Source organism: Streptomyces sp. NPDC058371, assembly GCF_042723265.1.
Lineage (GTDB): Bacteria > Actinomycetota > Actinomycetes > Streptomycetales > Streptomycetaceae > Streptomyces.
In genome coordinates this window covers 64,184-87,796 of record NZ_JBHXJC010000014.1, presented here as the reverse complement: position 1 = coordinate 87,796, position 23,613 = coordinate 64,184, and the positions used below count along the sequence as shown (strand labels likewise).

At 70.5% G+C, this 23,613-nt stretch carries 15 protein-coding genes and 1 pseudogene; 8 read left to right on the top strand and 8 right to left on the bottom strand.

What is annotated here, in order from left to right; genetic code table 11:
• Nucleotides 1-413: 413 nt before the first annotated feature.
• From ACFWM2_RS31815 to ACFWM2_RS31780, 8 genes are all read left to right on the top strand, one after another.
• A complete protein-coding gene (locus ACFWM2_RS31815) occupies nucleotides 414-1,688 on the top strand; it encodes an extracellular solute-binding protein (protein ID WP_383287136.1) in 1,275 nt (424 codons plus the stop codon).
• A gap of 121 nt (nucleotides 1,689-1,809) precedes the next feature.
• The gene (locus tag ACFWM2_RS31810) at nucleotides 1,810-2,814 is read left to right on the top strand and encodes a carbohydrate ABC transporter permease (protein WP_383287134.1); all 1,005 of its coding nucleotides are present in this window, start codon (nucleotides 1,810-1,812) and stop codon (nucleotides 2,812-2,814) included.
• A gap of 13 nt (nucleotides 2,815-2,827) precedes the next feature.
• Nucleotides 2,828-3,736: a sugar ABC transporter permease gene (locus ACFWM2_RS31805; RefSeq protein ID WP_383287132.1), complete on the top strand. Its 909-nt coding sequence runs from the start codon at nucleotides 2,828-2,830 to the stop codon at nucleotides 3,734-3,736.
• 135 nt (nucleotides 3,737-3,871) lie between these two features.
• The gene (locus tag ACFWM2_RS31800) at nucleotides 3,872-5,548 is read left to right on the top strand and encodes a glycoside hydrolase family 13 protein (protein ID WP_383287130.1); all 1,677 of its coding nucleotides are present in this window, start codon (nucleotides 3,872-3,874) and stop codon (nucleotides 5,546-5,548) included.
• A 207-nt stretch (nucleotides 5,549-5,755) separates the two neighbouring features.
• The gene (locus tag ACFWM2_RS31795) at nucleotides 5,756-7,138 is read left to right on the top strand and encodes an alpha-amylase family protein (RefSeq protein ID WP_383287129.1); all 1,383 of its coding nucleotides are present in this window, start codon (nucleotides 5,756-5,758) and stop codon (nucleotides 7,136-7,138) included.
• Between the two features lie 144 nt (nucleotides 7,139-7,282).
• Nucleotides 7,283-12,688, top strand: coding sequence for a pullulanase-type alpha-1,6-glucosidase (pulA, locus tag ACFWM2_RS31790; protein ID WP_383287426.1), 5,406 nt, complete (start codon nucleotides 7,283-7,285; stop codon nucleotides 12,686-12,688).
• A gap of 71 nt (nucleotides 12,689-12,759) precedes the next feature.
• On the top strand, nucleotides 12,760-14,424 hold the full coding sequence (locus ACFWM2_RS31785) for a SpoIIE family protein phosphatase (protein ID WP_383287127.1): 1,665 nt from the start codon (nucleotides 12,760-12,762) through the stop codon (nucleotides 14,422-14,424).
• Nucleotides 14,425-14,470: 46 nt separating this feature from the next.
• Nucleotides 14,471-14,827, top strand: a complete 357-nt coding sequence (locus tag ACFWM2_RS31780; RefSeq protein WP_383287125.1) for a 5-carboxymethyl-2-hydroxymuconate Delta-isomerase — start codon at nucleotides 14,471-14,473, stop codon at nucleotides 14,825-14,827.
• 141 nt (nucleotides 14,828-14,968) lie between these two features.
• On the opposite strand, the gene ACFWM2_RS31775 is transcribed toward ACFWM2_RS31780, so the two are convergent.
• The 8 genes and pseudogenes from ACFWM2_RS31775 to ACFWM2_RS31740 all read right to left on the bottom strand — a co-directional run bounded on the left by ACFWM2_RS31775 (nucleotide 14,969) and on the right by ACFWM2_RS31740 (nucleotide 23,531).
• A complete protein-coding gene (locus ACFWM2_RS31775; protein ID WP_383287123.1) occupies nucleotides 14,969-15,670 on the bottom strand; it encodes a TetR/AcrR family transcriptional regulator in 702 nt (233 codons plus the stop codon).
• A gap of 56 nt (nucleotides 15,671-15,726) precedes the next feature.
• Nucleotides 15,727-16,785, bottom strand: coding sequence for a PDR/VanB family oxidoreductase (locus ACFWM2_RS31770; RefSeq protein WP_383287121.1), 1,059 nt, complete (start codon nucleotides 16,783-16,785; stop codon nucleotides 15,727-15,729).
• The gene (locus ACFWM2_RS31765) at nucleotides 16,785-17,747 is read right to left on the bottom strand and encodes a metal-dependent hydrolase (protein WP_383287119.1); all 963 of its coding nucleotides are present in this window, start codon (nucleotides 17,745-17,747) and stop codon (nucleotides 16,785-16,787) included. The genes ACFWM2_RS31770 and ACFWM2_RS31765 overlap by 1 nt, the downstream gene beginning before the upstream one ends.
• A 111-nt stretch (nucleotides 17,748-17,858) precedes the next feature.
• Nucleotides 17,859-18,479 carry a TetR/AcrR family transcriptional regulator gene (locus ACFWM2_RS31760; RefSeq protein WP_383287117.1) on the bottom strand — a complete coding sequence of 207 codons (621 nt, stop codon included), beginning with the start codon at nucleotides 18,477-18,479 and terminating at the stop codon, nucleotides 17,859-17,861.
• 15 nt (nucleotides 18,480-18,494) lie between these two features.
• Complete coding sequence (locus ACFWM2_RS31755; RefSeq protein WP_383287115.1) at nucleotides 18,495-19,706, bottom strand: NAD(P)/FAD-dependent oxidoreductase; 1,212 nt, start codon at nucleotides 19,704-19,706, stop codon at nucleotides 18,495-18,497.
• Entirely contained in the window at nucleotides 19,703-19,900 is a 198-nt protein-coding gene (locus ACFWM2_RS31750; RefSeq protein WP_383287113.1) for a ferredoxin, read from the bottom strand. Before ACFWM2_RS31750 ends, ACFWM2_RS31755 begins: the two co-directional genes overlap by 4 nt.
• Nucleotides 19,901-19,991: 91 nt before the next feature.
• Nucleotides 19,992-21,204 (bottom strand): annotated as a pseudogene (locus tag ACFWM2_RS31745) (cytochrome P450).
• Between the two features lie 407 nt (nucleotides 21,205-21,611).
• A complete protein-coding gene (locus tag ACFWM2_RS31740; RefSeq protein WP_383287111.1) occupies nucleotides 21,612-23,531 on the bottom strand; it encodes a hypothetical protein in 1,920 nt (639 codons plus the stop codon).
• Nucleotides 23,532-23,613 lie beyond the last annotated feature (82 nt).

Sequence of the window (23,613 nt, the reverse complement as noted above, 5' to 3'; positions counted from 1 at the left end):
GGGCGGGCTGGTGAACGTCCCGCTGCGGGCTGCTGCGTCATCGCGCTCCCTTGTGATGCTGGTCGGTGTCCCCGTGCCGCGCCGCGGGAAAGGGGGTGGCTCCCGCGGGCGCTGACGGGGCGATGATCCTCGTATCCGCCGGGTATGGCAAGAGCTTGCAGAGTCTTGCAGAAGGTGGCCGAACCCCGCTGAGCGGCCGTGCATCAGTGGTCAGAGGTGGTCGGTGACACGTCACGGACGGGTAACTCCGGACAGTCCTTGCACTTTTTTGCTGCAAGGCCTTTCGCGCCGCTTACATCGCTGTTACGTTCACGTCGCCCGGCGGCGGCAACGGCGCGTCGGTGAGTCGGCAGGGGGCGGCAGACGGGGCCGTCACCTCCCACCACACGGGCTTTCACCCTCAAGGAGATCTCATGCGGCGTGGCATAGCGGCCACCGCGCTGGTGGCGTCCTTCGCCCTCGCGGCGACGGCCTGCGGCGGCAGTGACAGTGGCAGCGACAAGTCGGACGGGCCGGTCACCATCACCTGGTGGGACACCTCCAACGCCACCAATGAGGCGCCGACGTACAAGGCCCTGGCCAAGGAGTTCGAGAAGGCCAACCCCAAGATCAAGGTCAAGTACGTCAACGTGCCCTTCGACCAGGCGCAGAACAAGTTCGACACGGCCGCCGGCTCCAAGGGCGCCCCGGACATCCTGCGTTCCGAGGTCGGCTGGACCCCGGCGTTCGCGAAGAAGGGCTTCTTCCTGCCCCTCGACGGCACCGAAGCCCTCGCGGACCAGGGCAAGTTCCAGCCCAGCCTGATCAAGCAGGCCCAGTACGAGGGCAAGACGTACGGTGTGCCGCTGGTCACCGACACCCTCGCGCTCGTCTACAACAAGGACCTCTTCAAGAAGGCCGGTATTGCCAAGGCGCCCGCCACCTGGGACGAGCTGAAGTCCGACGCGGCCACGGTCCAGAAGAAGACCGGCGTCGACGGCTACTGGGGCTCCACCCAGGCGTACTACGCCCAGTCGTTCCTCTACGGCGAGGGCACCGACACGGTCGACGCCACCGCCAAGAAGATCACGGTGAACTCGGCGCCCGCCAAGAAGGCGTACGGGACCTGGCAGGGCCTGTTCTCCGGCAAGGGCCTGCACAAGGCCGACACCACCGCCGACGCGTACGCCCACATCCAGGACGCCTTCGTCAACGGCAAGGTCGCCGCGATCGTCCAGGGCCCGTGGGAGATCACGAACTTCTACAAGGGCTCGGCCTTCAAGGACAAGGCCAACCTCGGCATCGCCACCGTCCCGGCCGGCTCCAGCGGCAAGGCGGGCGCCCCGACCGGCGGTCACAACCTCTCGGTGTACGCCGGGTCCGACAAGGCCCACCAGGACGCGTCGCTGAAGTTCCTGAAGTTCATGACGTCGGCGAGCTCCCAGGAGACGATCGCCCTCAAGAACTCCACGCTGCCGACGCGCGACGACGCCTACACCGCCAAGGTCAAGGCCGACCCGGGCATCGCCGGTTACCAGGGCGTGCTCTCCGCCGCCCAGCCGCGCCCGGCGCTGCCCGAGTACAGCTCGCTGTGGGGACCGCTCGACACCGAGCTGCCGAAGATCGCGGGTGGCAAGGAGTCGCTGGACAAGGGCCTGGGCAACGCGGAGACCGCGATCGCCAAGCTGGTCCCGGACTTCAGCAAGTGACCCGCGCGGCCGTCGGATCCGCCCAGGGGGGACGGATCCGGCGGCCGGCGGACCCGGCGAGCCCCGCGGCGGGGCGCCGGTCCTCGCGCCCAACCCCTGATCTTCCAGAAGGTGTCGAACCATGACAGTCGCCATCGATCGAGCGACCGGCAAGCGGCGCGGTGACCGAGGGCCGGGCTCCGGCCGGACGCAGCGCCTGAAGCACTCGTACCAGAAGTACTGGTACGCGTACGCGATGATCGCCCCGGTGGTCGTCGTGCTCGGCGGACTGGTGCTCTATCCGCTGGTGCGGGGCGTCTATCTGACGTTCACCGACGCCAACAGCCTCAACTCGGCCCGCACGATCGGCGTCAACCACATCGACGCCACCTACAAGTTCGTCGGCCTGGACAACTACGCCGACATCCTGTGGGGCCCCACCTCGTACGACCGCTTCTGGTCGCACTTCATCTGGACGATCGTGTGGACGGCGCTGTGCGTCCTGCTGCACTACGTCATCGGTCTCGGCCTCGCGCTGCTGCTCAACCAGAAGCTGCGCGGCCGGACGCTCTACCGGCTCGTCCTGGTGCTGCCGTGGGCCGTGCCCACCTTCGTCACCGTCTTCGGCTGGCGTTTCATGCTCGCCGACGGCGGAGTCATCAACGCGATGCTCGACGCGGTGCACCTGCCGTCGCCGCTCTGGCTGGAGGACACCTTCTGGCAGCGCACGGCCGCGATCATGGTCAACACCTGGTGCGGTGTGCCGTTCATGATGGTCTCGCTGCTCGGCGGACTGCAGTCGATCGACGCCACGCTGTACGAGGCCTCGGAGATGGACGGGGCCAACGCCTGGCAGCGCTTCCGGCATGTCACCCTGCCGGGTCTGCGGTCGGTCAGCTCCACCGTCGTCCTGCTCGGCGTCATCTGGACCTTCAACCAGTTCGCCGTCATCTTCCTGCTGTTCGGCGACACCGCGCCGGACGCACAGATCCTCGTCACCTGGGCCTACTACCTGGGCTTCGGGCAACAGCCGCGCGACTTCGCGCAGTCGGCGGCCTACGGCGTCCTGCTGCTGGCCATCCTGATCGTCTTCACCTCCTTCTACCGCCGCTGGCTGAACCGCAATGACCAGCAGCTCGCGATCTGAGGCAGGAGTTCCCATGAGTACCCCCACCCTGCAGACGCCGCCGGCCGACCAGGTCCCCGCGTACGACGCGTCGCCCCGCAAGGCGGTCCGACGCGGTGAGCGCACCCTCGCCGGCTCGCTCTCCTCGCACGCCATCCTGACCGTCGCGAGCCTGGTCGCGCTCTTCCCGATAGCCTGGCTGGTCTATCTGTCCCTCGGCCCGGACAAGGACGACTATCTGCACCCCGGGGACATCCTCGGCAAGATGACGTTCGACAACTACGCGTTCGTGCTCCAGCACACGCCGTTCTTCGACTGGCTGAAGAGCACGCTCGTCGTCTCGCTCGGCACCACGCTCATCGGGGTGCTCGTCGCCGCCACCACCGGCTACGCGGTGTCCCGGATGCGCTTCCCGGGCTACCGGAAGTTCATGTGGGTGCTGCTGGTCACCCAGATGTTCCCGGTCGCCGTGCTGATGGTCCCGATGTACGAGATCCTTTCGGAACTCCAGCTCATCGACAACTACTTGGGCCTGATCCTCGTCTACTGCTCGACCGCCGTGCCGTACTGCGCCTGGCTGCTCAAGGGCTACTTCGACACCATCCCCTTCGAGATCGACGAGGCCGGGCGGGTCGACGGACTGAGCCCCTTCGGCACGTTCGCGCGGCTGATCCTGCCGCTCGCCAAGCCGGGTCTGGCCGTCGCCGCGTTCTACAGTTTCATCACCGCGTTCGGCGAGGTGGCCTTCGCCTCCACGTTCATGCTGTCCGACACGAAGTACACCCTCGCCGTCGGCCTGCAGAGCTTCGTCAGCGAGCACGACGCGCAGCGCAACCTCATGGCCGCCACCGCGGTGCTGATCGCGATACCCGTCTCCGCGTTCTTCTACCTTGTGCAGAAGAACCTGGTGACCGGCCTCACCGCGGGCGGCACGAAGGGCTGACGCCGGCGCCCCGCGCTCCCGCGCGCACCTCGCGCGCGGGTGGCGGCCGCGGTGTCCATCCGACCCCGCCGGCACCGCGGCCGCCTTCGTATCACCGCTATCCCTGCCCGAAAACCGTCACGCACCAAGGACGCCATGAGCCAGCACTCCGCCGACCAGGCCCCGACCTCCGCGCTCGCCACCGTCGCCGCCCACCGCGACTGGTGGCGCGACGCGGTGATCTACCAGGTCTATCCGCGCAGCTTCGCCGACAGCAACGGCGACGGTATGGGCGACCTGGAGGGCGTACGTTCCCGACTCCCGTACCTGCGCGACCTCGGCATCGACGCCGTGTGGCTGAGCCCCTTCTACGCCTCGCCGCAGGCCGACGCCGGATACGACGTGGCGGACTACCGCGCCGTCGACCCCATGTTCGGCAACCTCCTGGACGCCGACGCGCTGATCCGTGACGCGCACGAGCTGAGCCTGCGGATCATCGTCGACCTGGTGCCGAACCACTCCTCGGACCAGTACGAGTGGTTCAAGCGGGCGCTGCGGGAGGGGCCGGGCTCGCCGCTGCGGGACCGCTACCACTTCCGGCCCGGCAAGGGGAAGAACGGCGAACTGCCGCCCAACGACTGGGAGTCCATCTTCGGCGGGCCTGCGTGGACCCGCGTCACCGAACCGGACGGCGCACCCGGCGAGTGGTACCTGCACCTCTTCGCGCCCGAGCAGCCCGACTTCAACTGGGACCACCCGGCGGTCGGGGACGAGTTCCGCTCGATCCTGCGCTTCTGGCTCGACATGGGCGTCGACGGCTTCCGTATCGACGTGGCCCATGGACTGGTGAAGGCCGAGGGGCTGCCCGACCTGGGAGAGCACGACCAGCTGAAGCTCCTGGGCAACGATGTCATGCCGTTCTTCGACCAGGACGGCGTGCACGACGTCTACCGGCAGTGGCGCACGATCCTCGACGAGTACTCGGGCGACCGCATCTTCGTCGCCGAGGCGTGGACGCCGACCATCGAGCGCACCGCCAACTACGTGCGCCCCGACGAGCTGCACCAGGCCTTCAACTTCCAGTACCTGAGCACCCATTGGGACGCGGCCGAGCTGCGCTCCTGCATCAACCGCACGCTGGACGCGATGCGCCCGGTCGGCGCCCCCGCCACCTGGGTGCTCTCCAACCACGACGTCACCCGGCACGCCACACGCTTCGCCAACGAGGCCGGGCTCGGCACCCAGATCCGCACCGCGGGCAACCGCGAACTCGGTCTGAAGCGCGCCCGGGCCGCGACCCTGCTGCTGCTGGCGCTGCCCGGCTCCGCCTACCTCTACCAGGGCGAGGAGCTCGGTCTGCCGGACGTCGTGGACCTGCCGGACGAGGTGCGCCAGGACCCCGCCTACTTCCGGGGCGCGGGACAGGACGGCTTCCGTGACGGCTGCCGGGTGCCGATCCCGTGGACGCGGGAGGGCTCCTCGTACGGCTTCGGCGACGGTGGCAGCTGGCTGCCGCAGCCCGCCGGTTGGGGCGAGCTGAGCATCGAGGCGCAGACGGGGGAGGCGGACTCCACCCTGGAGCTCTACCGGACCGCGCTCGCCGTGCGCCGGGAGCGGGCCGAGCTGGGCGCGGGCGACGCCGTCGAGTGGCTGAAGGCGCCCGAGGGTGTACTCGCCTTCCGTCGCGGGGAGTTCGTGTGCACGGCGAACACCGGCGGTGAGGCGGTGACCGTCCCGGCGTACGGACGGGTGCTGGTCGCCAGTGGTGAGGTGACCATCGCGGACGACGAGGCCAAGCTGCCGTCGGACACCACGGTCTGGTGGGCCGGCTGACCCACGCGTGAACCTCCTGCGCTTCGGCGGACAGGGTGGGGCGGCCAATGGGCCGTGACGTGAAGTGAGTTGGAATTGCTTGCGACATCTTGCTGAAACTTGCGAGCAAGCGTTACGGTCCCGCTCACACCGGTGTTGTTCAGTGCGCAACTTCCGGTCCCCGCACCCTCATGTCCCCCACCCGCACAACGACGTGCAGGAGTTCACATGGCCAGGAGAACTCTGGCCGCCATATCCGTCCTCGCGGCGGGCATGGCGGCCTCGGTCACTCTTCCCACAGGAGTGGCCCAGGCATCACCACCCGGCTCGAAGGACGTCACGGCGGTTCTCTTCGAGTGGAAATTCGACTCCGTCGCGAGGGAGTGCACCACCACCCTGGGCCCGGCCGGCTACGGCTACGTACAGGTGTCCCCGCCCGCCGAGCACATCCAGGGCGCGCAGTGGTGGACCTCGTACCAGCCCGTGAGCTACCGGATCGCCGGGCGGCTCGGTGACGCGACCGCCTTCACGAACATGGTGAACGCCTGCCACGCGGCGGGGGTGAAGGTCGTCGCCGACGCGGTCGTCAACCACATGTCGGCGGGCTCGGGCACCGGCACCGGCGGCTCCTCGTACTCGAAGTACAACTACCCGGGCCTGTACTCCTCGTACGACATGGACGACTGCACGGCGTCGATCAGCGACTACACCAACCGCGGCAACGTGCAGAACTGCGAGCTCGTCGGGCTCGCCGACCTGGACACCGGCGAGGAGTACGTCCGCAAGACCGTCGCCGGGTATCTGAACAGCCTGCTCGGATACGGCGTCGACGGCTTCCGCATCGACGCGGCCAAGCACATTCCGGCGGCCGACCTCGCGAACATCAAGTCACGGCTGACCAATCCGTCCGTGTACTGGAAGCAGGAGGTCATCTACGGCTCCGGTGAAGCCGTCCAGCCGACCGAGTACACCGGCAACGGCGACGTCCAGGAGTTCCGGTACGCCTACGACCTCAAGCGGGTCTTCAACAACGAGAACCTCGCCTATCTGAAGAACTACGGCGAGGGCTGGGGGTACATGAGCAGCGGCGTTTCCGGTGTCTTCGTCGACAACCACGACACCGAGCGCAACGGCTCGACGCTGAACTACAAGGACGGCGCGAACTACACCCTCGCCAACGTCTTCATGCTCGCCTATCCGTACGGCGCCCCGGACATCAACTCCGGCTACGAGTGGTCCTCGACGGACGCGGGGCCGCCCAACGGCGGCACGGTCAACGCCTGCTGGCAGGACGGCTGGAAGTGCCAGCACGCCTGGCCGGAGATCAAGTCGATGGTGGCCTTCCGCAACACCACCCGCGGCCAGTCGGTCACGAACTGGTGGGACAACGGCGGCGACGCCATCGCCTTCGGCCGCGGCAGCAAGGGGTTCGTGGCCATCAATCACGAGTCGGGCTCGCTGAGCCGGACGTACCAGAGCTCGCTGGCGGCCGGGACGTACTGCAACGTGCAGAACAACACGACGGTCACGGTCAACGGCTCGGGCCAGTTCACGGCGATGCTGGGCGCCAACACCGCACTCGCCCTGTACGCCGGCAAGAGCAGCTGCTGAAAGCTCTTGCCATCCGTTGCAAGACTCTTGCTGTAAACCTTGCGTAAGCGATACGGTCACGCGGGCGCCCGGCACCGTAGCCGGGATGCAGCGTGGGGTCGGACCCAAGAACGCCGTATTCGCTAGGAGTTCACGCCTGTGGACCTGATACCGAGAGGGTCGGCGCCCCGCACGCGCCGCACCCACCGCCACAGCCGGACGGCAGCCGTCATTGCCGCCGTCGCGCTGGCCGTATCGCTTGCGCATCCCCTCGCGGCCAAGGCCGCGACCCCGCCGACACCCCCGTCGGACGCGAAGCTCGCCGCACAGCCCGCCCGGCACGACGCCACACGCGAGCAGTTCTACTTCGTCATGCCGGACCGCTTCGCCAACGGCGACCCGTCCAACGACCGCGGCGGCCTGACCGGCTCCCGTCTGTCGACCGGCTACGACCCCACCGACAAGGGCTTCTACCAGGGCGGCGACCTCAAGGGCCTGACCCAAAAGCTCGACTACATCAAGGGCCTGGGCACCACCGCCATCTGGATGGCGCCGATCTTCAGGAACCAGCCCGTGCAGGGCACCGGCAAGGACGCCTCGGCCGGCTACCACGGCTACTGGATCACCGACTTCACCCGCGTCGACCCGCACTTCGGCACCAACCAGGACCTCAGGACGCTGATCTCCAAGGCCCACGCCAAGGGCATGAAGGTCTTCTTCGACGTCATCACCAACCACACGGCCGATGTCGTCGACTACGAGGAGAAGTCCTACGGCTATCTCTCCAAGGGCGCCTTCCCGTATCTGACCAAGGACGGCGAGCCGTTCGACGACGCCGACTACGCGGACGGGAGGACCACGTTCCCCGCCGTCGACAAGGACTCCTTCCCGCGCACCCCGGCCGTGCCCGCCGAGAAGAAGAACGCCAAGGTCCCCTCCTGGCTCAACGACCCGACGATGTACCACAACCGCGGTGACTCCACGTTCGCCGGCGAGAGCTCCGCGCACGGCGACTTCTCCGGCCTCGACGACCTGTGGACCGAGCGTCCCGAGGTCGTGCGGGGCATGGAGAAGATCTACGAGAAGTGGGTCGGTGACTACGACATCGACGGCTTCCGGATCGACACCGTGAAACACGTCGACATGGAGTTCTGGACGCAGTGGGCCACCGCCCTCGACGCCTACGCGAAGAAGCGCGGCCGGGACGACTTCTTCATGTTCGGCGAGGTCTACTCCGCCGACACGTCGGTCACCTCGCCGTACGTCACCCAGGGCCGCCTCGACTCCACGCTCGACTTCCCCTTCCAGGACGCGGCCCGATCGTACGCCTCCCAGGGCGGCAGCGCCCAGAAGCTCGCCTCGGTCTTCGGCGACGACTACAAGTACACGACGGACAAGGCCAACGCGTACGAGCAGGTCACCTTCCTCGGCAACCACGACATGGGCCGCATCGGGTACTTCCTGAACCAGGACAACCCCGGGGCGAGCGACGCCGAACTGCTCGAGAAGGACCGGCTCGCCAACGAGCTGATGTTCCTCGGCCGCGGCAACCCCGTCGTGTACTACGGCGACGAGCAGGGCTTCACCGGCGCGGGCGGCGACAAGGACGCCCGCCAGCCGATGTTCGCCTCGAAGGTCGCCGACTACCTGGACGACGACGAGCTCGGCACCGACCGTACGCACGCGAGCGACGCGTACGACACGAGTGCACCGCTCTACAAGGAGATCGCCGCTCTCTCCAAGCTCCGCAAGGACAACCCCGCGCTCGCGGACGGCGTCCAGACGGAGCGGTACGCGGCGGACGGCGCGGGCGTGTACGCCTTCTCCCGCACGGGTTCCGGCACCGAGTACCTGGTCGCCTTCAACAACGCCGACGAGCCGCGGACGGCGACCTTCGCGACCGGCTCCGCGGACATGACGTTCCGCGGGATCCACGGGACGGGGGCATCGCTCAGGAGCGGCTCCGACAAGAAGGTCACGGTCACCGTCCCGGCCGGTTCCGCGGTGGTCCTGAAGGCGGCGGGCAGGCTCCCGGCACCCGCCTCGAAGCCCGCACTCACCCTGAAGGCACCGGAGGCCGGCGCCACCGGCACCGTCGAGCTCTCCGCGACCGTCGAGGGGGGACAGCTCAACCGCGTGGTCTTCGCCGCCCAGACCGGCAACGGAAAGTGGCGGACCCTCGGCTCCGCCGACCACGCCCCGTACAAGGTCACCCAGACCATCGACAAGGACGTTCCGGCCGCAACTCCCTTGCGCTACAAGGTGGTTGCCGTCGACTCGGCCGGACGTACGGCGAGCGCGACGGCCACCTCCGCCACCGGCACCCCGCCCGCTGCGGAGATCCCGACCGCCTCCTCGCGCGACTACGCGATCGTCCACTACAAGCGCACCGACGGCGACTACACCGACTGGCGCCTCTACGCCTGGGGCGACCTCGCGGACGGCGAGTCGACGACCTGGCCGGCGGGCCACGACTTCATCGGCCGCGACGCCTACGGAGCCTTCGCCTACGTCAAGTTGAAGCCGGGCGCCTCCAGCGTCGGCTTCCTCGTCATCGACAAGGACGGCACCAAGGACGTCTCCGCCGACCGCACGATCGACGTCACCAGGACCGGCGAGGTCTGGCTCGAACAGGGCAAGGAGACCGTACGGACCGAACGGCCCGACCACCCGGCGCAGGACACGACCAAGGCGGTCCTCCACTACCACCGCGCCGACGGGAAGTACGACGGCTGGGGACTGCACGTCTGGACCGGCGCCGCGACGCCCACGGACTGGGCGAAGCCCCTGGAGCCGGTGCGGACCGACGCCTACGGTGCGGTCTTCGAGGTGCCGCTCACCGAGGGTGCCACCAGCCTCGGTTACATCCTGCACAACGGCGACGAGAAGGACCTCCCGTCCGACCAGTCGCTCGACCTGTCGGCCAACGGGTACGAGGTGTGGATGGTGAACGGCCAGGAGAAGTACCTGCTCCCGCAGCCCGCGGGCAGTGCGGCCGCGCTCGACCTGACCACCTCCAAGGCGGTGTGGATCGACCGGAACACCCTCGCCTGGAACGGTTCGGAGGCGGCCGTCTCCACCCAGCTGCTGTACGCGCACGACGGCTCGATCGCCGTGCGGAACGGCACCCTCACCGGGAACGCCAAATGGCTGCGCCTGTCGAGGACGAGTCTCACCGACGCTCAGAAAGCCGCGTTCCCGCACCTCAAGGACTACCCGGCCTGGTCCGTCGACCCGCGTGACCGGGACCGGGTGCGGGACGCCCTGCGCGGCCAGCTCGTCGCCTCGCAACGTGCGGCGAACGGCGCCGTGCTCGCGGCGACCGGCGTGCAGCTCGCCGGCGTACTGGACGATCTGTACGACGCCACGAAGGCGCACCTGGGACCGGTCTTCGACAACGGCACGCCCACGCTCTCCGTGTGGGCGCCCACCGCGCAGTCGGTGCGCCTGGACCTCGACGGCACGCCGGTGGCGATGAAGCGGAACGACACCACCGGCGTCTGGTCCGTCACCGGCAGGAAGTCCTGGGCGAACAAGCCCTACCGGTACGTCGTGAAGGTATGGGCGCCCACCGTCCGGAAGGTCGTCACCAACCAGGTCACCGACCCGTACTCGGTCGCCCTCACGACCGACTCGACGCGCAGTCTCGTCGTCGACCTCGGCGCCAAGTCCCTTGCCCCCGGCGGCTGGTCGAACCTGAAGAAGCCCAAGGCCGTGGCCCTGAAGGACGCCCGGATCCAGGAACTGCACATCCGTGACTTCTCGGTGGAGGACACGACGGTCCCCGCGAAGGACCGCGGCACGTACCGTGCCTTCACCGACCGGGGCAGCGACGGCTCCCGGCACCTCAGGGCGCTGGCGAAGGCCGGCACGTCGTACGTGCATCTGCTGCCCGCGTTCGACATCGCCACGATTCCCGAGAAGAAGTCCGACCAGGCCACCACGGACTGCGACCTCGCCTCCTACGCCGCCGACTCCGACCAGCAGCAGGAGTGCGTGGCGAGGACCGCCGCGAAGGACGCGTACAACTGGGGCTACGACCCGTACCACTACACGGTTCCCGAGGGCTCGTACGCGAGCGATCCGGACGGCACGCGGCGCACGGTCGAGTTCCGCGAGATGGTCAAGTCGCTGAACGAGGACGGCCTGCGGGTCGTGATGGACGTCGTCTACAACCACACCGCCGCGAGCGGCCAGGCCGCCACCTCCGTGCTCGACAGGATCGTGCCGGGCTACTACCAGCGGCTGCTCGCGGACGGTTCGGTGGCCACCTCCACCTGCTGCGCGGGCACGGCGACCGAGAACGCCATGATGGGCAAGCTCGTCGTCGACTCCCTCGTCACCTGGGCCAAGGAGTACAAGGTCGACGGCTTCCGCTTCGACCTCATGGGGCACCACCCCAAGGCCAACATCCTGGCGGTCAGGAAGGCCCTGGACGCGCTGACCCTCGCGAAGGACGGCGTCGACGGCAAGAAGATCGTCCTGTACGGCGAGGGCTGGAACTTCGGCGAGGTCGCCGACGACGCGCGCTTCGTGCAGGCGACCCAGAAGAACATGGCCGGCACGGGCATCGCGACCTTCTCCGACCGCGCCCGTGACGCCGTGCGCGGTGGCGGCCCCTTCGACGAGGACCCCGGCGTCCAGGGCTTCGCGTCCGGTCTCTACACCGACCCCAACTCCTCGGACGCCAACGGCACACCGGCCGAGCAGAAGGCCCGCCTGCTGCACTACCAGGACCTCATCAAGGTCGGCCTGACCGGAAACCTGGCGGCCTACCGGTTCACCGACTCCGCGGGCCGGCAGGTCAAGGGCTCCGAGGTCGACTACAACGGACAGCCCGCCGGATACGCCGACGCACCCGGTGACGCCCTCGCGTACGCGGACGCGCACGACAACGAGTCGCTGTACGACGCACTCACGTACAAGCTGCCGCGCGGCACCTCCGCGGACGACCGCGCCCGGATGCAGGTCCTCGCCCTGGCGACGGCCGCCCTCTCCCAGGGCCCCGCCCTCTCCCAGGCCGGATCCGACCTGCTGCGCTCCAAGTCCCTCGACCGCAACTCGTACGACAGCGGCGACTGGTTCAACGCCATCCACTGGGACTGCCGGGACGGCAACGGATTCGGGCGCGGGCTGCCGATGGCGGCCGACAACGCCTCCAAGTGGCCTTACGCCACACCGCTGTTGACGTCCGTCAAGGTGGGCTGCGAACAGATCGAGGGCGCCTCGGCCGCGTACCGGGATCTGCTGCGGATCCGTACGACCGCGGACGGGTTCGGTCTCGGCAGCGCGGGCGAGGTCCAGTCGAAGCTGTCCTTCCCGCTGTCGGGCAAGGACGAGACGCCCGGGGTGATCACCATGCGGCTCGGCGACCTCGTCGTCGTCTTCAACGCGACGCCCGTCGAACAGGAGCAGCGGATCGGTGCCCTGGCCGGGACCGCGTACGGGCTGCACCCCGTGCAGGCGTCCGGCGCGGACCCTATCGTCAAGTCGGCGTCCTACAGGGCGGAATCGGGGACCTTCGCCGTCCCGGGTCGTACCGTCGCGGTATTCGCCCCGGCCTCGCGATAGCGCAGTAACTTGGTGGGGGCAGGCGGCCGAACCCGGGCCTGCCCCCACCCCCCGTGCCCGAGGGCTTTCAGATGGACGGCAACGAAACGGAGACCCCCGACACCGTGCCCACCGTGCTGGTGGTCGACGACGCGGTGGCCGGCCGTTACGCGCTGAGCGCCGTGCTGCGGCGTGCGGGCCACGAGGTCGTCCCCGTCGCCAGCGCCGGTGAAGCACTGTTCGCCCTCGACGAACGGCTGCGTGCGGGTGACCTGCCGGACGTGGCACTCGTGGACGTCGGACTCCCGGACATGAACGGCTTCGAGCTCTGCCGCCGGCTCAAGGCGCAGCCGGGGACGGCGGCCCTGCCCGTCGTGCACTTCTCCGCCGCGTCCGCGGAGCCGGGCTACCGCTGGCGGGGCCTGGACGCGGGCGGCGAAGCCTACTTGTCGGTGCCCGCCGAACCGGAGGAGATCCAGGCCGTCGTCCGCGCCGCGGTGCGCGGCGCCCGCACGCGCAACGGCGCCGAGACCCTCGTACGGCGGCTGACGCTGCTGTCCGAGACGATCGTCGCCGTCCAGGCGGCGCGCTGTCTCACCGAACTCGCCGACGCGGCCGCCGCAGGCACCGCGCGGCTCACCGGCAGCCCGGCCGCCGTGTTCGTCCTCGCCGGGGACGACGAGCTGTACCAGGGAACGTCACGCGGCACCGGGCCAGGCCGTCCCCGGTCCCGTGTGCGCGGCGCGGCCGGGGCGCCGGACCTCAGCACACGCGAAGCCGTCACAGGCCTGGTCCGCTCCTTCATGACCGGACACAGCGGGGTGCGCAGCACCGTCGTGCCCGCGCCGCTGTGGCCCGCGGGCTTCTTCCGCCCGGGCGTGGCCGACGACGTGCGCCTGGTCCTCGCCCGGACCCACCACGAGCGCGCGCCGGTGTGTCTCGCCGTGCCCGTGCGGGACGTGCCCTCCCCGACGCCCGGACCCCGGCCCGAATCGATGGTCGTCCGGCTCGCCGAGGCCACCGCACTCGCCGCGGAGCCGCTCCTCATGTACCAGGTGGAACGTCATGTCGCGCTGACCCTGCAGCACAGCTTCCTGCCGCAGCCGCACAGCCTGCCCCATCTGCCGGGCGTCGACGTCGTGGTGCGCTATGTGGCCGCCTCCCGGCAGACCGACATCGGCGGCGACTTCTACGCGGCGCTGCCCACCTCCGACGGAGTGCTCACCGCGGTCGGGGACGTGGTCGGGCACTCGCTCGACGCGGCCACGGTCATGGTCGAGATCCGGCACGCGCTGCGCGCCTACTGCGTCGAGGACCCCGACCCCGGAGTCCTGGCCCGGCGGCTCGACCGGATGCTCCAGCACTACCACCCCGAGCTCACGGCCACGGTCTGTCTGGCCCTGGTCGACCCGGCGAGCGGACGCGCCCGGATCGCCAACGCGGGCCACATCCCGCCCCTCGTCGTCGACGACGGCGGCACCGCCTCCTACCTCAACGCCGCCGGCCCGCTGCTCGGCCTGGGCCTCGACCGTCCGCCGCCCACCGAGGTGGTCCTGACCCCCACGGAACGGCTCCTCATGATCACCGACGGGCTCATCGAGACCCGTGGCACGGATCTCGCGATCTCCATGGAGCAGCTGCGCACCGCCGCCGCCGGCGCCCCGCCCGGTACCGCCGCCCTCTGCGACACCCTGCTCGACTGCTTCGGCAGCGACCGGGAGGACGACATCGCCCTGCTCGCGCTGCGGCTGGGGTGACCAGGACGTCCCCCTGGAACAGACGTCCCTTGGCACAGGAGTGCCCATGCCGCAGATCACCGTCGACTACTCCGCGACGCTCGACGACGCCTTCGACCGTGCCGGGTTCGCGCCGGCCCGGCACGCGGAAGTGGTCGACACGGCGGCCGCGAGGATCGGCGCGGGCAAGACGCAGTTCCGCCGGACCGAGGACACGGTGGCCGGCGCCGACCTCCACGGACACGCGATCGTCCACGTCACCATCGCGCTGCCGGCCGGGCGGACCGACGAGACCAAGGCGAAGCCGACCGAAGCGGCACCGGAGCTGCTGAAGACGTATGTGAAGCCGGCCGACGGACTCGAACTGCACGCCTCCGCCGCGGTGCGCGACCTCGACACGTCGTACCGGAAGTTCGAGGCGTAGGGCCCGGCCGTCGGGGGCGAGGCCTACGGGGTCGGCTACTTGGCCGGCGCGAGGCCAATGCGACCCCGCCGGGAGGCGCGGCCGGCGCGCGGCCGGCTACTTGGCCGGCGCGCCTCGCCGGGGCCTGGCCGGCGCGGTCGGCTACTCCGCCGGCGGCGTCGCCAGCGCGATCAGCCGGACGACGAGGTCACCGAACGGCCCGTCGCCCGGCTCGTCCTTGAGCGCCGTGCGCAGCAGCGCGCTCATCTCGTCGTCGTACGCGCCGCTGACGGCCGCGAGCGCCCCGAAGTCGTGCACGAGCTGCACCTCCAGCTCGGCGCGCGGGATCCGCCGCCCCTCCAGCCAGATCAGCGCCGTCGACTCGACGAGCGAGATCCAGGAGCGGACCACCAGCTCCAGCCGGGCCGGCGGATTCTCGATCTTCATGTGCGTCAGCATCTGGTCATAGGCCGCCTGGCGTACGGCGTCGACGAGCGCGTTGGTCTTCGACGAGCCGACCGCGGGGCCGCCGCGCATCAACGCCGAGAAGCCGGGCCCGTGGTCGTCCACGAAGTCGAAGAACCGGCGCATGACCCGCAGCAGCCGCGAGCCCAGCGGGCCCTCCTCGGGTACCACGAACCGCCCGGCGAGATCGTCCGAGGCCCGCTGCAACGCGGCTTCGTACAGGCTGAGTTTGCCGGGGAAGTAGTGGTAGACCAGCGGCCGCGAGATGCCCGCGGCCGAGGCTATCTCGTCGATCGAGACCTCGTCCGGCGAGCGTCGGCTGAACAAATCGAGAGCGACGCCGATCAACTGCTGCCGCCGCTCCTCGACACCCATCCTGCGGCGTACCCCGGTTGTCATGCGAACACCTTACCGATCGAATCCGGCCCGGAACGGCCCGGTCCGGCCACGGTCGTTCACATATCCAGCACAAGTCGCTCACCGCGCGCCCTCGATACACAGATCAGTATCGAGTCGTCACGCTCCGCATCCGTCAGCAGTTCGTCCCGGTGATCGATTTCCCCTTCCAGGACCCGCTGTTGGCAGGTCCCGCAGAATCCCTGCTCGCAGGAGTACACGGTGTCGGGCAGCTCCGCGCGCACGGCGGCGAGGACGGTGGAGTCGGCGGGCACGGTCAACGTGCGGCCGCTGCGGCGTAGTTCGACCTCGAAGGAGCCGTTGCCCTCGGTGGACGTGTGCGCGGTGAAGCGCTCCAGATGGAGACCGCAGTGCGCGGGCAGGGCGCGAGAGACCGCCTCCATGAGCCCTTCAGGCCCGCAGCAGTAGACCGCGGTGCCCTCGGGAAGGTCCGCCAGCAGACCGTCGAGATCCGGCCGTCCGGCCACGTCCTCGGCGACGACGGTGACCGCACCGCCCCGCAGCTTCTCGATCTCCTCCAGGAACGGCATCGACGCCCGGGTGCGCCCGCCGTACAACAGCCGCCAGTCCGCGCGGCCCTGGACCGCACGCAGCATCGGCAGGACCGGCGTGATCCCGATGCCGCCGGCGACGAACACGTACGCGGGCGCCGGCGCGAGCGGGAAGCGGTTGCGCGGCCCGCGCACCTCGACCTCCATGCCTTCCCGGAGCTCGTCGTGCACCTCGCGGGAGCCACCGCGGCCGCCCTCCGCCGCACCCACGAGCCGCGTCGCGACGGTGTACGACGACGTGTCCTCCGGGTCTCCACACAGCGAGTACTGCCGTACGAGCCCGGAGGGCAGCACCAGATCCAGGTGGGCGCCGGGCTCCCAGGCGGGCAGGTCCCGCCCCTCCAGGCGCAGTTGGACGACCCCGTCCGCGATCCTCTCGTGCCGGGTGACCAGCAGCCGCAGCGCCCGCGAGCGGGGCCGGCCGGAGACCGGCTCCGCCAGGGCGGGCAGCGGCCACAGCGGCGAGGCCTCGATCCGGCGCCGCATCGCGCGCCGGACGAGCAGGGCCGTGCCGGCGACGGCCACGACGGTCCGCAGCCGGGGCATCACGCGGCTCCCCGCTCGTCGGCGGAGGTGGCGGAGTCGGCCGAGTCGGCGGAGGCAGTCGTGGCCGCGGAGGCCGCGATGGCGGCGGGGGAGGAGGCGAGATAGGCGACGGCCTGCGCGGTCGAAGCCTCCTGGGACGGGTGATAGGAGCGGCTGAGATAGCGCGGAATGGACTTGAGCATGGCCCCGGTGGACGGCAGCACCCCCGCCTTCGTGCTCGCGTGGAACTCCTTGAAGGTGGCGCGGCCCGCGGGCAGGGTCGGATCGTTCTCCATGAAGAACCGCGCCCCGCGCTGCCAGAGGAAGACCAGGGCGGTGAACGCGGTCGCCCAGGTCCGCACCCGGCGCCGGTAGCCGCCGTCGACGTGCAGGAACAGTTCGAAGGCCACGGACCGGTGCTCGACCTCCTCCGCGCCGTGCCAGCGCAGCAGGTCGAGCATCGTCGGATCGGCACCCCGCCGGTCGAGTTCCTCCGCGTTCAGCACCCAGTCGCCGAGGAACGCGGTGTAGTGCTCGATGGCCGCGATGATCGCGACCCGCTCCATGAGCCACCACTTCCTGGCCCTGCCCGGCGGCAGGGTGCGGTCGCCGAGCAGCTTCTCGAAGAGCCAGTCGACCTGCGCGGTGTACGGCGTCGGATCGAGGCCCTGCTCCCTGAGATGCGGCAGCACCTCGTCGTGCGCCTGCGAGTGCATCGCCTCCTGCCCGATGAAGCCGATGACGTCCTCGCGCAGCCGCTCGTCCCGGATGTAGGGCAGGACCTGCTTGTACACATGGACGAACCAGCGCTCACCGGCGGGCAGCAGCAGATGCAGCACATTGATGGTGTGCGTGGTGAACGGGTCCCCCGGCACCCAGTGCAGGGGCGTGTCCTCCCAGGAGAACGACACCTTCCGTGCCTTGAGGGGGATCCGCTCGGACTCGACCGGACGGGGCAGCCGGGCCGCCTGGTTGTTAGACATGGCGTCAATGTACTGACGGGTAGTTCTCGGGAGAACCCCCGTGCGGGGACTTGTTGACGTTAATGTCAGCTAGCGCGAGCGGAGGTGACCCCCGGCCCGGCCGGCAGCAGGTCAGGCGAAGACCAGCGAGACGACTTCGTCGATGAACGGCCGCAGGGTCTGGGGGTCCTGTCCCCGTGGACCGCTGTGCAGCAGCGCGACCCGTCCGTACACGCCGACGAAGACCATGACGGCGGCTCGTTCGCTCGGTACGCGCAGGGTGTGCCCGGCCTCGTCGCACCGGGCGAACGCCGCGGTGAGCACCTCGATCACGTCGGCAAGCACGGGGTGCGGCGCGTCCGGCGAGGTGCGGGGTCCATTGCCCAGGACGAGCCGGTAGTGGCTGGGGTTGTCCACGGCGAAATCGCAGTACGCGTACAACTGGGCGTGCACGCGGCCGACGACGTCCGTGGCGGGTACCGCCTCGTCGGCAGCCAGCATCAGTGACCGCAGCCGCGTGTGCTCGCGGTCGAGCAGCCCCTGCACCAGTGCCGTCCGGTCGGTGAAGTGCTGGTAGATACTGGCGGGCGCGATGCCGACCGCGCGGGCGACGCCGCGGATGGTGAGGCCGTCCTCGCCGCCGAGCTCGGAGAGCAGACGGCTGGCCCCGTCCAGGATCTCGACGCGCAGCCGTTCCCCCTCGCCCCAACGGTTGCGCGTCCGTTCGGGCTTGATGTCCACATCGTCTGGCACGCGACCATTCTTACCTCATGCGGTGCTTACCGGATGAGGGTCGCCGGCCGGCGCCTCTTCCCACGGCACGTGCTCGGCGACGTACGGGCGCAGGGCACGTGCCTCCCGTGGCATGTTCCAGCTCAGCGCGCCGACCACCCGGCCGCGCGCACCGTAGAGCGCGGCGAAGCGTCCCTCGTCGGGATGCCCGGCGACCACGCGGAACTCGGCTTCCTGACGGGTGACGCCGTACGCCTGGATCTTCACGTCGTACTGGTCGGTCCAGAAGTACGGCACGGGGGCGAACGGCCGGCCGCCGCCCAGCAGGGTCAGCGCGGCGGCGGTTCCCTGCTCGGTGGCGTTCATCCGGTGCTCGACCCGGAGGCGTCCCAGATCCGGATGGTGCCAGGAGGCCACGTCGCCCGCGGCCACCACGCCGGGCGCGGCCCTGCACAGCGCGTCGCACTCCACTCCGTCGCCGAGCGGGAGCCCGCTGCCGCCGAGCCAGCCGACGGCGGGGGCCGAGCCGACGGCCACCAGCACGAGGTCGGCCGGAACGAGCGAGCCGTCGTCGAGGTGTACGCCCACCACGCGGCCGTTCTCTCCCGCCAGCCGGCGGACCCCGGTGCGGGTCCGCACCCGCACACCGTGACGGGTGTGCAACTGGGTCACCAACCCGGCCACCTGCGCGCCGAGTTGGCGGATCATGGGCGCCGGCAGCGGATCCACGAGGGTGACGTCCGCGCCGAGTTCGCGGGCCACCGACGCGGCCTCGGCCCCGAGGAACCCGGCGCCGACGATCACCACGGAGCCCGCCGAGAGCAGCCCTTCGCGCAGCGCGAGCGCGTCGTCGAGGGTGCGCAGCAGGTGTACGCCGGCGAGCTCATGCCCCTGCGGCAGCGACCGCGGGGCGACACCCGTGGCGATCACCAGCCCGTCGTAGCCGAGCAGCTGACCGCCGTCGAGTGTGACGGTGCGCGCGGCTACGTCGAGTCCGGCCGCGGCCTGGCCCAGCAGCCATTCCGCGTCGAGTGCGGCGAGGGCGTCCTCGCGCCGCAACGCGACGCGGTCCGGCGTCCAACTGCCGCGCAGGATCTGCTTGGACAGCGGCGGCCGGTCGTAGGGCAGATGCGGCTCGGCCCCGACCAGGGTGAGCCGCCCGGTGTATCCCTCGCGCCGGAGCGTCTCGGCGGCGGTCAGTCCCGCCGCCGAGACGCCCACGACGACCGTCCGGTCAAGTCCCGTCACGACTCAGCCAGTTCGATGGCGAGCGCGGGACAGATCCGCGCCGCCTCCCGGGTGTCCTCGTGCTGGTCGGCGGGGGGATTCGCCTCCAGCAGTACGGCTATTCCGTCCTCGTCGCGCTGGTCGAACACGTCCGGCGCGGCGAGCACGCACTGCCCGGAGCCGACGCACTTGTCCTGGTCGAGTAAGACCTTCATCGCGCTGATCCCTCTCCCGATCCCTTTTCCATGGACTTTCCCGTTCCCGTGCCGGTCGCCGTGCCGGTCGCCGTGCCGGTCGCCGTGCCGGTCACCAGGTCACCGGGAGCTCGTGCACCCCGTAGACCAACATCTCGTGCTTGAAGAGCAGTTCGCCGACCGGCGCCGCGAGGGCCAGGGTGGGGATGCGGCGGTACAACGTGCCGTAGACGACCTGCAGTTCGACCCTGGCCAGCGGCTGGCCGAGGCACTGGTGGACGCCGTAGCCGAACGCGACGTGATGGCGGGCGCTGCGCCCGATGTCGAGGGCGTCGGCGTCCGGGAAAGCCGTCTCGTCGCGGTTGGCGATGTCGGTGGCGACGACGATGCCCTCGCCCTGGCGGATGAGCTGCCCGCCGACCTCCAGGTCCTCGAGCGCGACGCGGCGGCGGCCGGAGTGGGTGATGTTGAGGTGGCGCAGGAGTTCCTCGACGGCGTTCGCGATCAGCTTGGGGTCGTCGCTCGCGCGCAGGAGGTCCAGCTGTGCCGGGTTCTCCAGCAGCACGACCGTACCCAGGGCGATCATGTTCGCGGTGGTCTCGTGCCCGGCCACCAGCAGCAGTTGACCCATGGCCCGCGATCTCGTCGCGGCTCATCCGGCCGGTGCTCAGCTGTCCGACGGCCAGCCGGCTGAGCACGTCCTGCCCGGGCTCCGCGCTCTTCTTCTCCACGAGGTCGCCGAGGTAGCCGGTCATCTCCTGCACCGCAGCCACGGACTCGGCCGGGGTGGATCCGCGCGCCACCATCGTCCTGCTCAGCCGGTGGAAGAAGTCGCGGTCGGCGTAGGGGACACCGAGCAGCTCGCAGATGACCAGCGAGGGCACCGGGAGCGCGAACTCCTTCACCAGGTCGGCGGGTCGGGGGCCGGCGAGCAGATCGTCGATCAGGCCGTCGACGATGTTCTGGATCCGCGGGCGCAGCGCCTCCATCTTCCTGACCATGAAGTCCGACGTGAGAAGGCGGCGCTGGGCGGCGTGTTCGGGGTCGTCCATGGCGATGAAGCTCTTGGAGTGATTCCGACGGGCGGCCAGGCCCTCACTGGCGTGCGGGTAGCCCGACAGTTCGGAGTTGGCGCTCACCCGGGGATCGGCGAGCACGGCCCGTACGTCCTCGTAGCGGGTGATCAGCCATGGCGTGCTGCCGTCCCACAGCGTGACCCGCGAGATCGGGGCCTCGCGCTGGAGCCTGCCCAGCTCGGGCGGAGGGTCGAACGGGCAACGGCGGGCCATCGGGAAATCGGGCACGGGGAACAGGGTTTCCGTCACCACAGCCTCCTACGGAGAGTTACCAAACCATTGTTCGGAAAGTTGCTGAACAAACGTTAGGCAACGTCTCCTGGGGCGTCCAGGGTGAACGTCATGCGGTGATCAATACCGGCCACGCCCAGACGGCCCGGGCGTGACCTGCGAGGATGGCCGCAGGCCCGCGCTCCGGCCACCGCCCTGCGCTTTTTCCCTTCCCACGGCCATCGGCGCGCCGAGCGCGCCACTCGCGCGGAGGGCAACCGATCGGCTTGATCCGAACAGCGCGGAGCGGACTCTTCGGTTCCGGACGCGGCGCACCCGTCGGTTCCGGACGCGGCGCACCCGTCGGTTCCGGACGCGGTGCACCCGTCGGTTCCGGACGCGGCGCACCCGCGGTTCCGGACGCGGTCGGCCCCTCGGCTCCGGACTCAGCGCAGCCCGGCGAGGGTCCGTCCGTCCGCCAGCGTCCCCTTCAACGTGGCCTGTGCTCCCTGCTTGGTCCGTACGGCGAGCAGGGAGCCCTGCGCGGCGCCGTGGATGCCGCCCGCGGCACTGATCGAGGCGGTGTCCTTGCTGCCGGCGGCGAGCAGATACCAGGCCCCCGTCCCCGACTTCCACAGCACACCCGCCAGCACATGCGGATCGCGTGAGCCGCAGGCGGGCGAGTTCTCCGCCTTCGCCGCGACCGCGCCGTAGGGCCCGCCGGGCGTGTGGAACTGCGCCAGCACCCGTGGGCCGCCGCCCCGCCAGGTGTCGGCCCGGGTGCACACCCAGGCGGCCGCCCCGCTCGCGTCGGGCAGCGGCTGCTGCGCGAACTGCCAGGCGTTCACCGACCGGACGCCTCCCGAGCGCACCGCGGCGAGGGAGCAGGCGAAGGGCGACCAGGTCTCCAGCGCCTGCGCTCCGGACACCTCGTGAGGTGCCGTGGGGCGCCCCGTGGTGAGGTGCGCCGGGGTGAGCTCGCCGAGGTCGCTCATCAGATGCGTGCCCGCGGTGTCCGTCAGCTGCAGGACGCGCCAGGAGCGGCAGTCGCCGGTCTGCTGCGCGGGGCTGGCCAGCGGCCCGGTCACGCCGTCCGCCGAGAGGCCCAGGTCGAGCGCGGCGGAGCTCGCCTTCAGCAGATCCCGGGCGGCCGCCTTGCGCACCCAAGGGGCGGTCAGATAGCGGACGTTGCCGTCGACGCGGTCGAGGACCACGGCGGTCGCCTCGGCGCCGGTCGCGCCGTCGACCCGCGCGAAGTCGAGGGCGGCGCCGCTCGTCCCGTCCTTGGGCTCGGCGTACCGCGCGATGCGCAGACCGTCGTAGAGGAGCACCACGCGCGCCTGGTCGACGTCGCCCGCGTACAGCAGCTGGGGCGGCCCGGGCGGAGCGCCCGACGGGGTGCCGGGCGTCGCGGATACCTGCACGGACTCGCCGGGCCTGGCCCACACGGCGAGGGCGCGCCGCAACAACGCACGGTCACCGGTGAGGTTCCCGCGCGCGGGCCACACGGAGAAGTCGGTCCGCGCGGACGACTGCCACGCCGTCGCCGCGACCTTCGCCAGCTTTCCCGGGTCCAGGGCCGCTTCGGCGGCCGGATTCTGCGCGTACGAGGGGGCAGCGGCCCCGTCCGGCCCCCAGCCGTCGCCGGGCAGACCGAGCAGCGCACCGCAGACCGCGACGGCCGCCGCGGCGGCGAGCGCGGCCTTCAGGTGCTGCCGGCGCCGCATCAGGTCGGTGGGCCTGGCGTGCAGCGAGCAGGGGTCGAACTCGGGGGAGAGCAGCAGGTCGTCCTGCGGTGTCACCTCGGCGGACTCCGTCAGGGCCGCCTCCGGGTCCTCGACACCCGCCGCGTCCAGCGCCTTGCGCACATCGGCGTCGGCCAACTGCTCCAGGCCGCGCAGGACGTAGGCCGCGCGAGCCGGTCCGCTGAGCGCGGAAAGACGCTGGTCCAGGGCGAGTTCGTCGGCGCCGCCCGACCGCGGGAAGAGCCTGAGGCCCCACACCTGCGGGAGCAGCGGCGGCAGTTGGGACCGCTTGGGCCAGGCCCTGCGCCGGAGCGGCAGGCCCGCCTCCAGCGCGGTGCGCAGCACCTGGAGACGGACGAAGGCGTAGCCCGGGTCGCCGTCCCGGCCGGTCGACTGGGCCGGGATCACGGCCGCGGACGTCCGCCCCCGGGGCAGGGCCCGCTGGGTGAGGGCGTGCGCCGTGAGCACCCGCCGGTTGCGGCCGAGGCTCGGCGGCAGCACCAGATAGGCGAGCCGGACAAGCCGCGGATAGTGCTCGACGAGCGCGGCCTCGGCCTGCTCGACATCGACGACCGGTCCTGAGGCGGGCGCGGGGCGCGGGGCTACATCCTGTGACTGCACGTTCAGCAAAACGAGCGAATCGTTGGATGGTCACCTGGGCCGTGGCGAGTTGGCCGGGGAGCTGCGGTGCGGGCGACGCTGC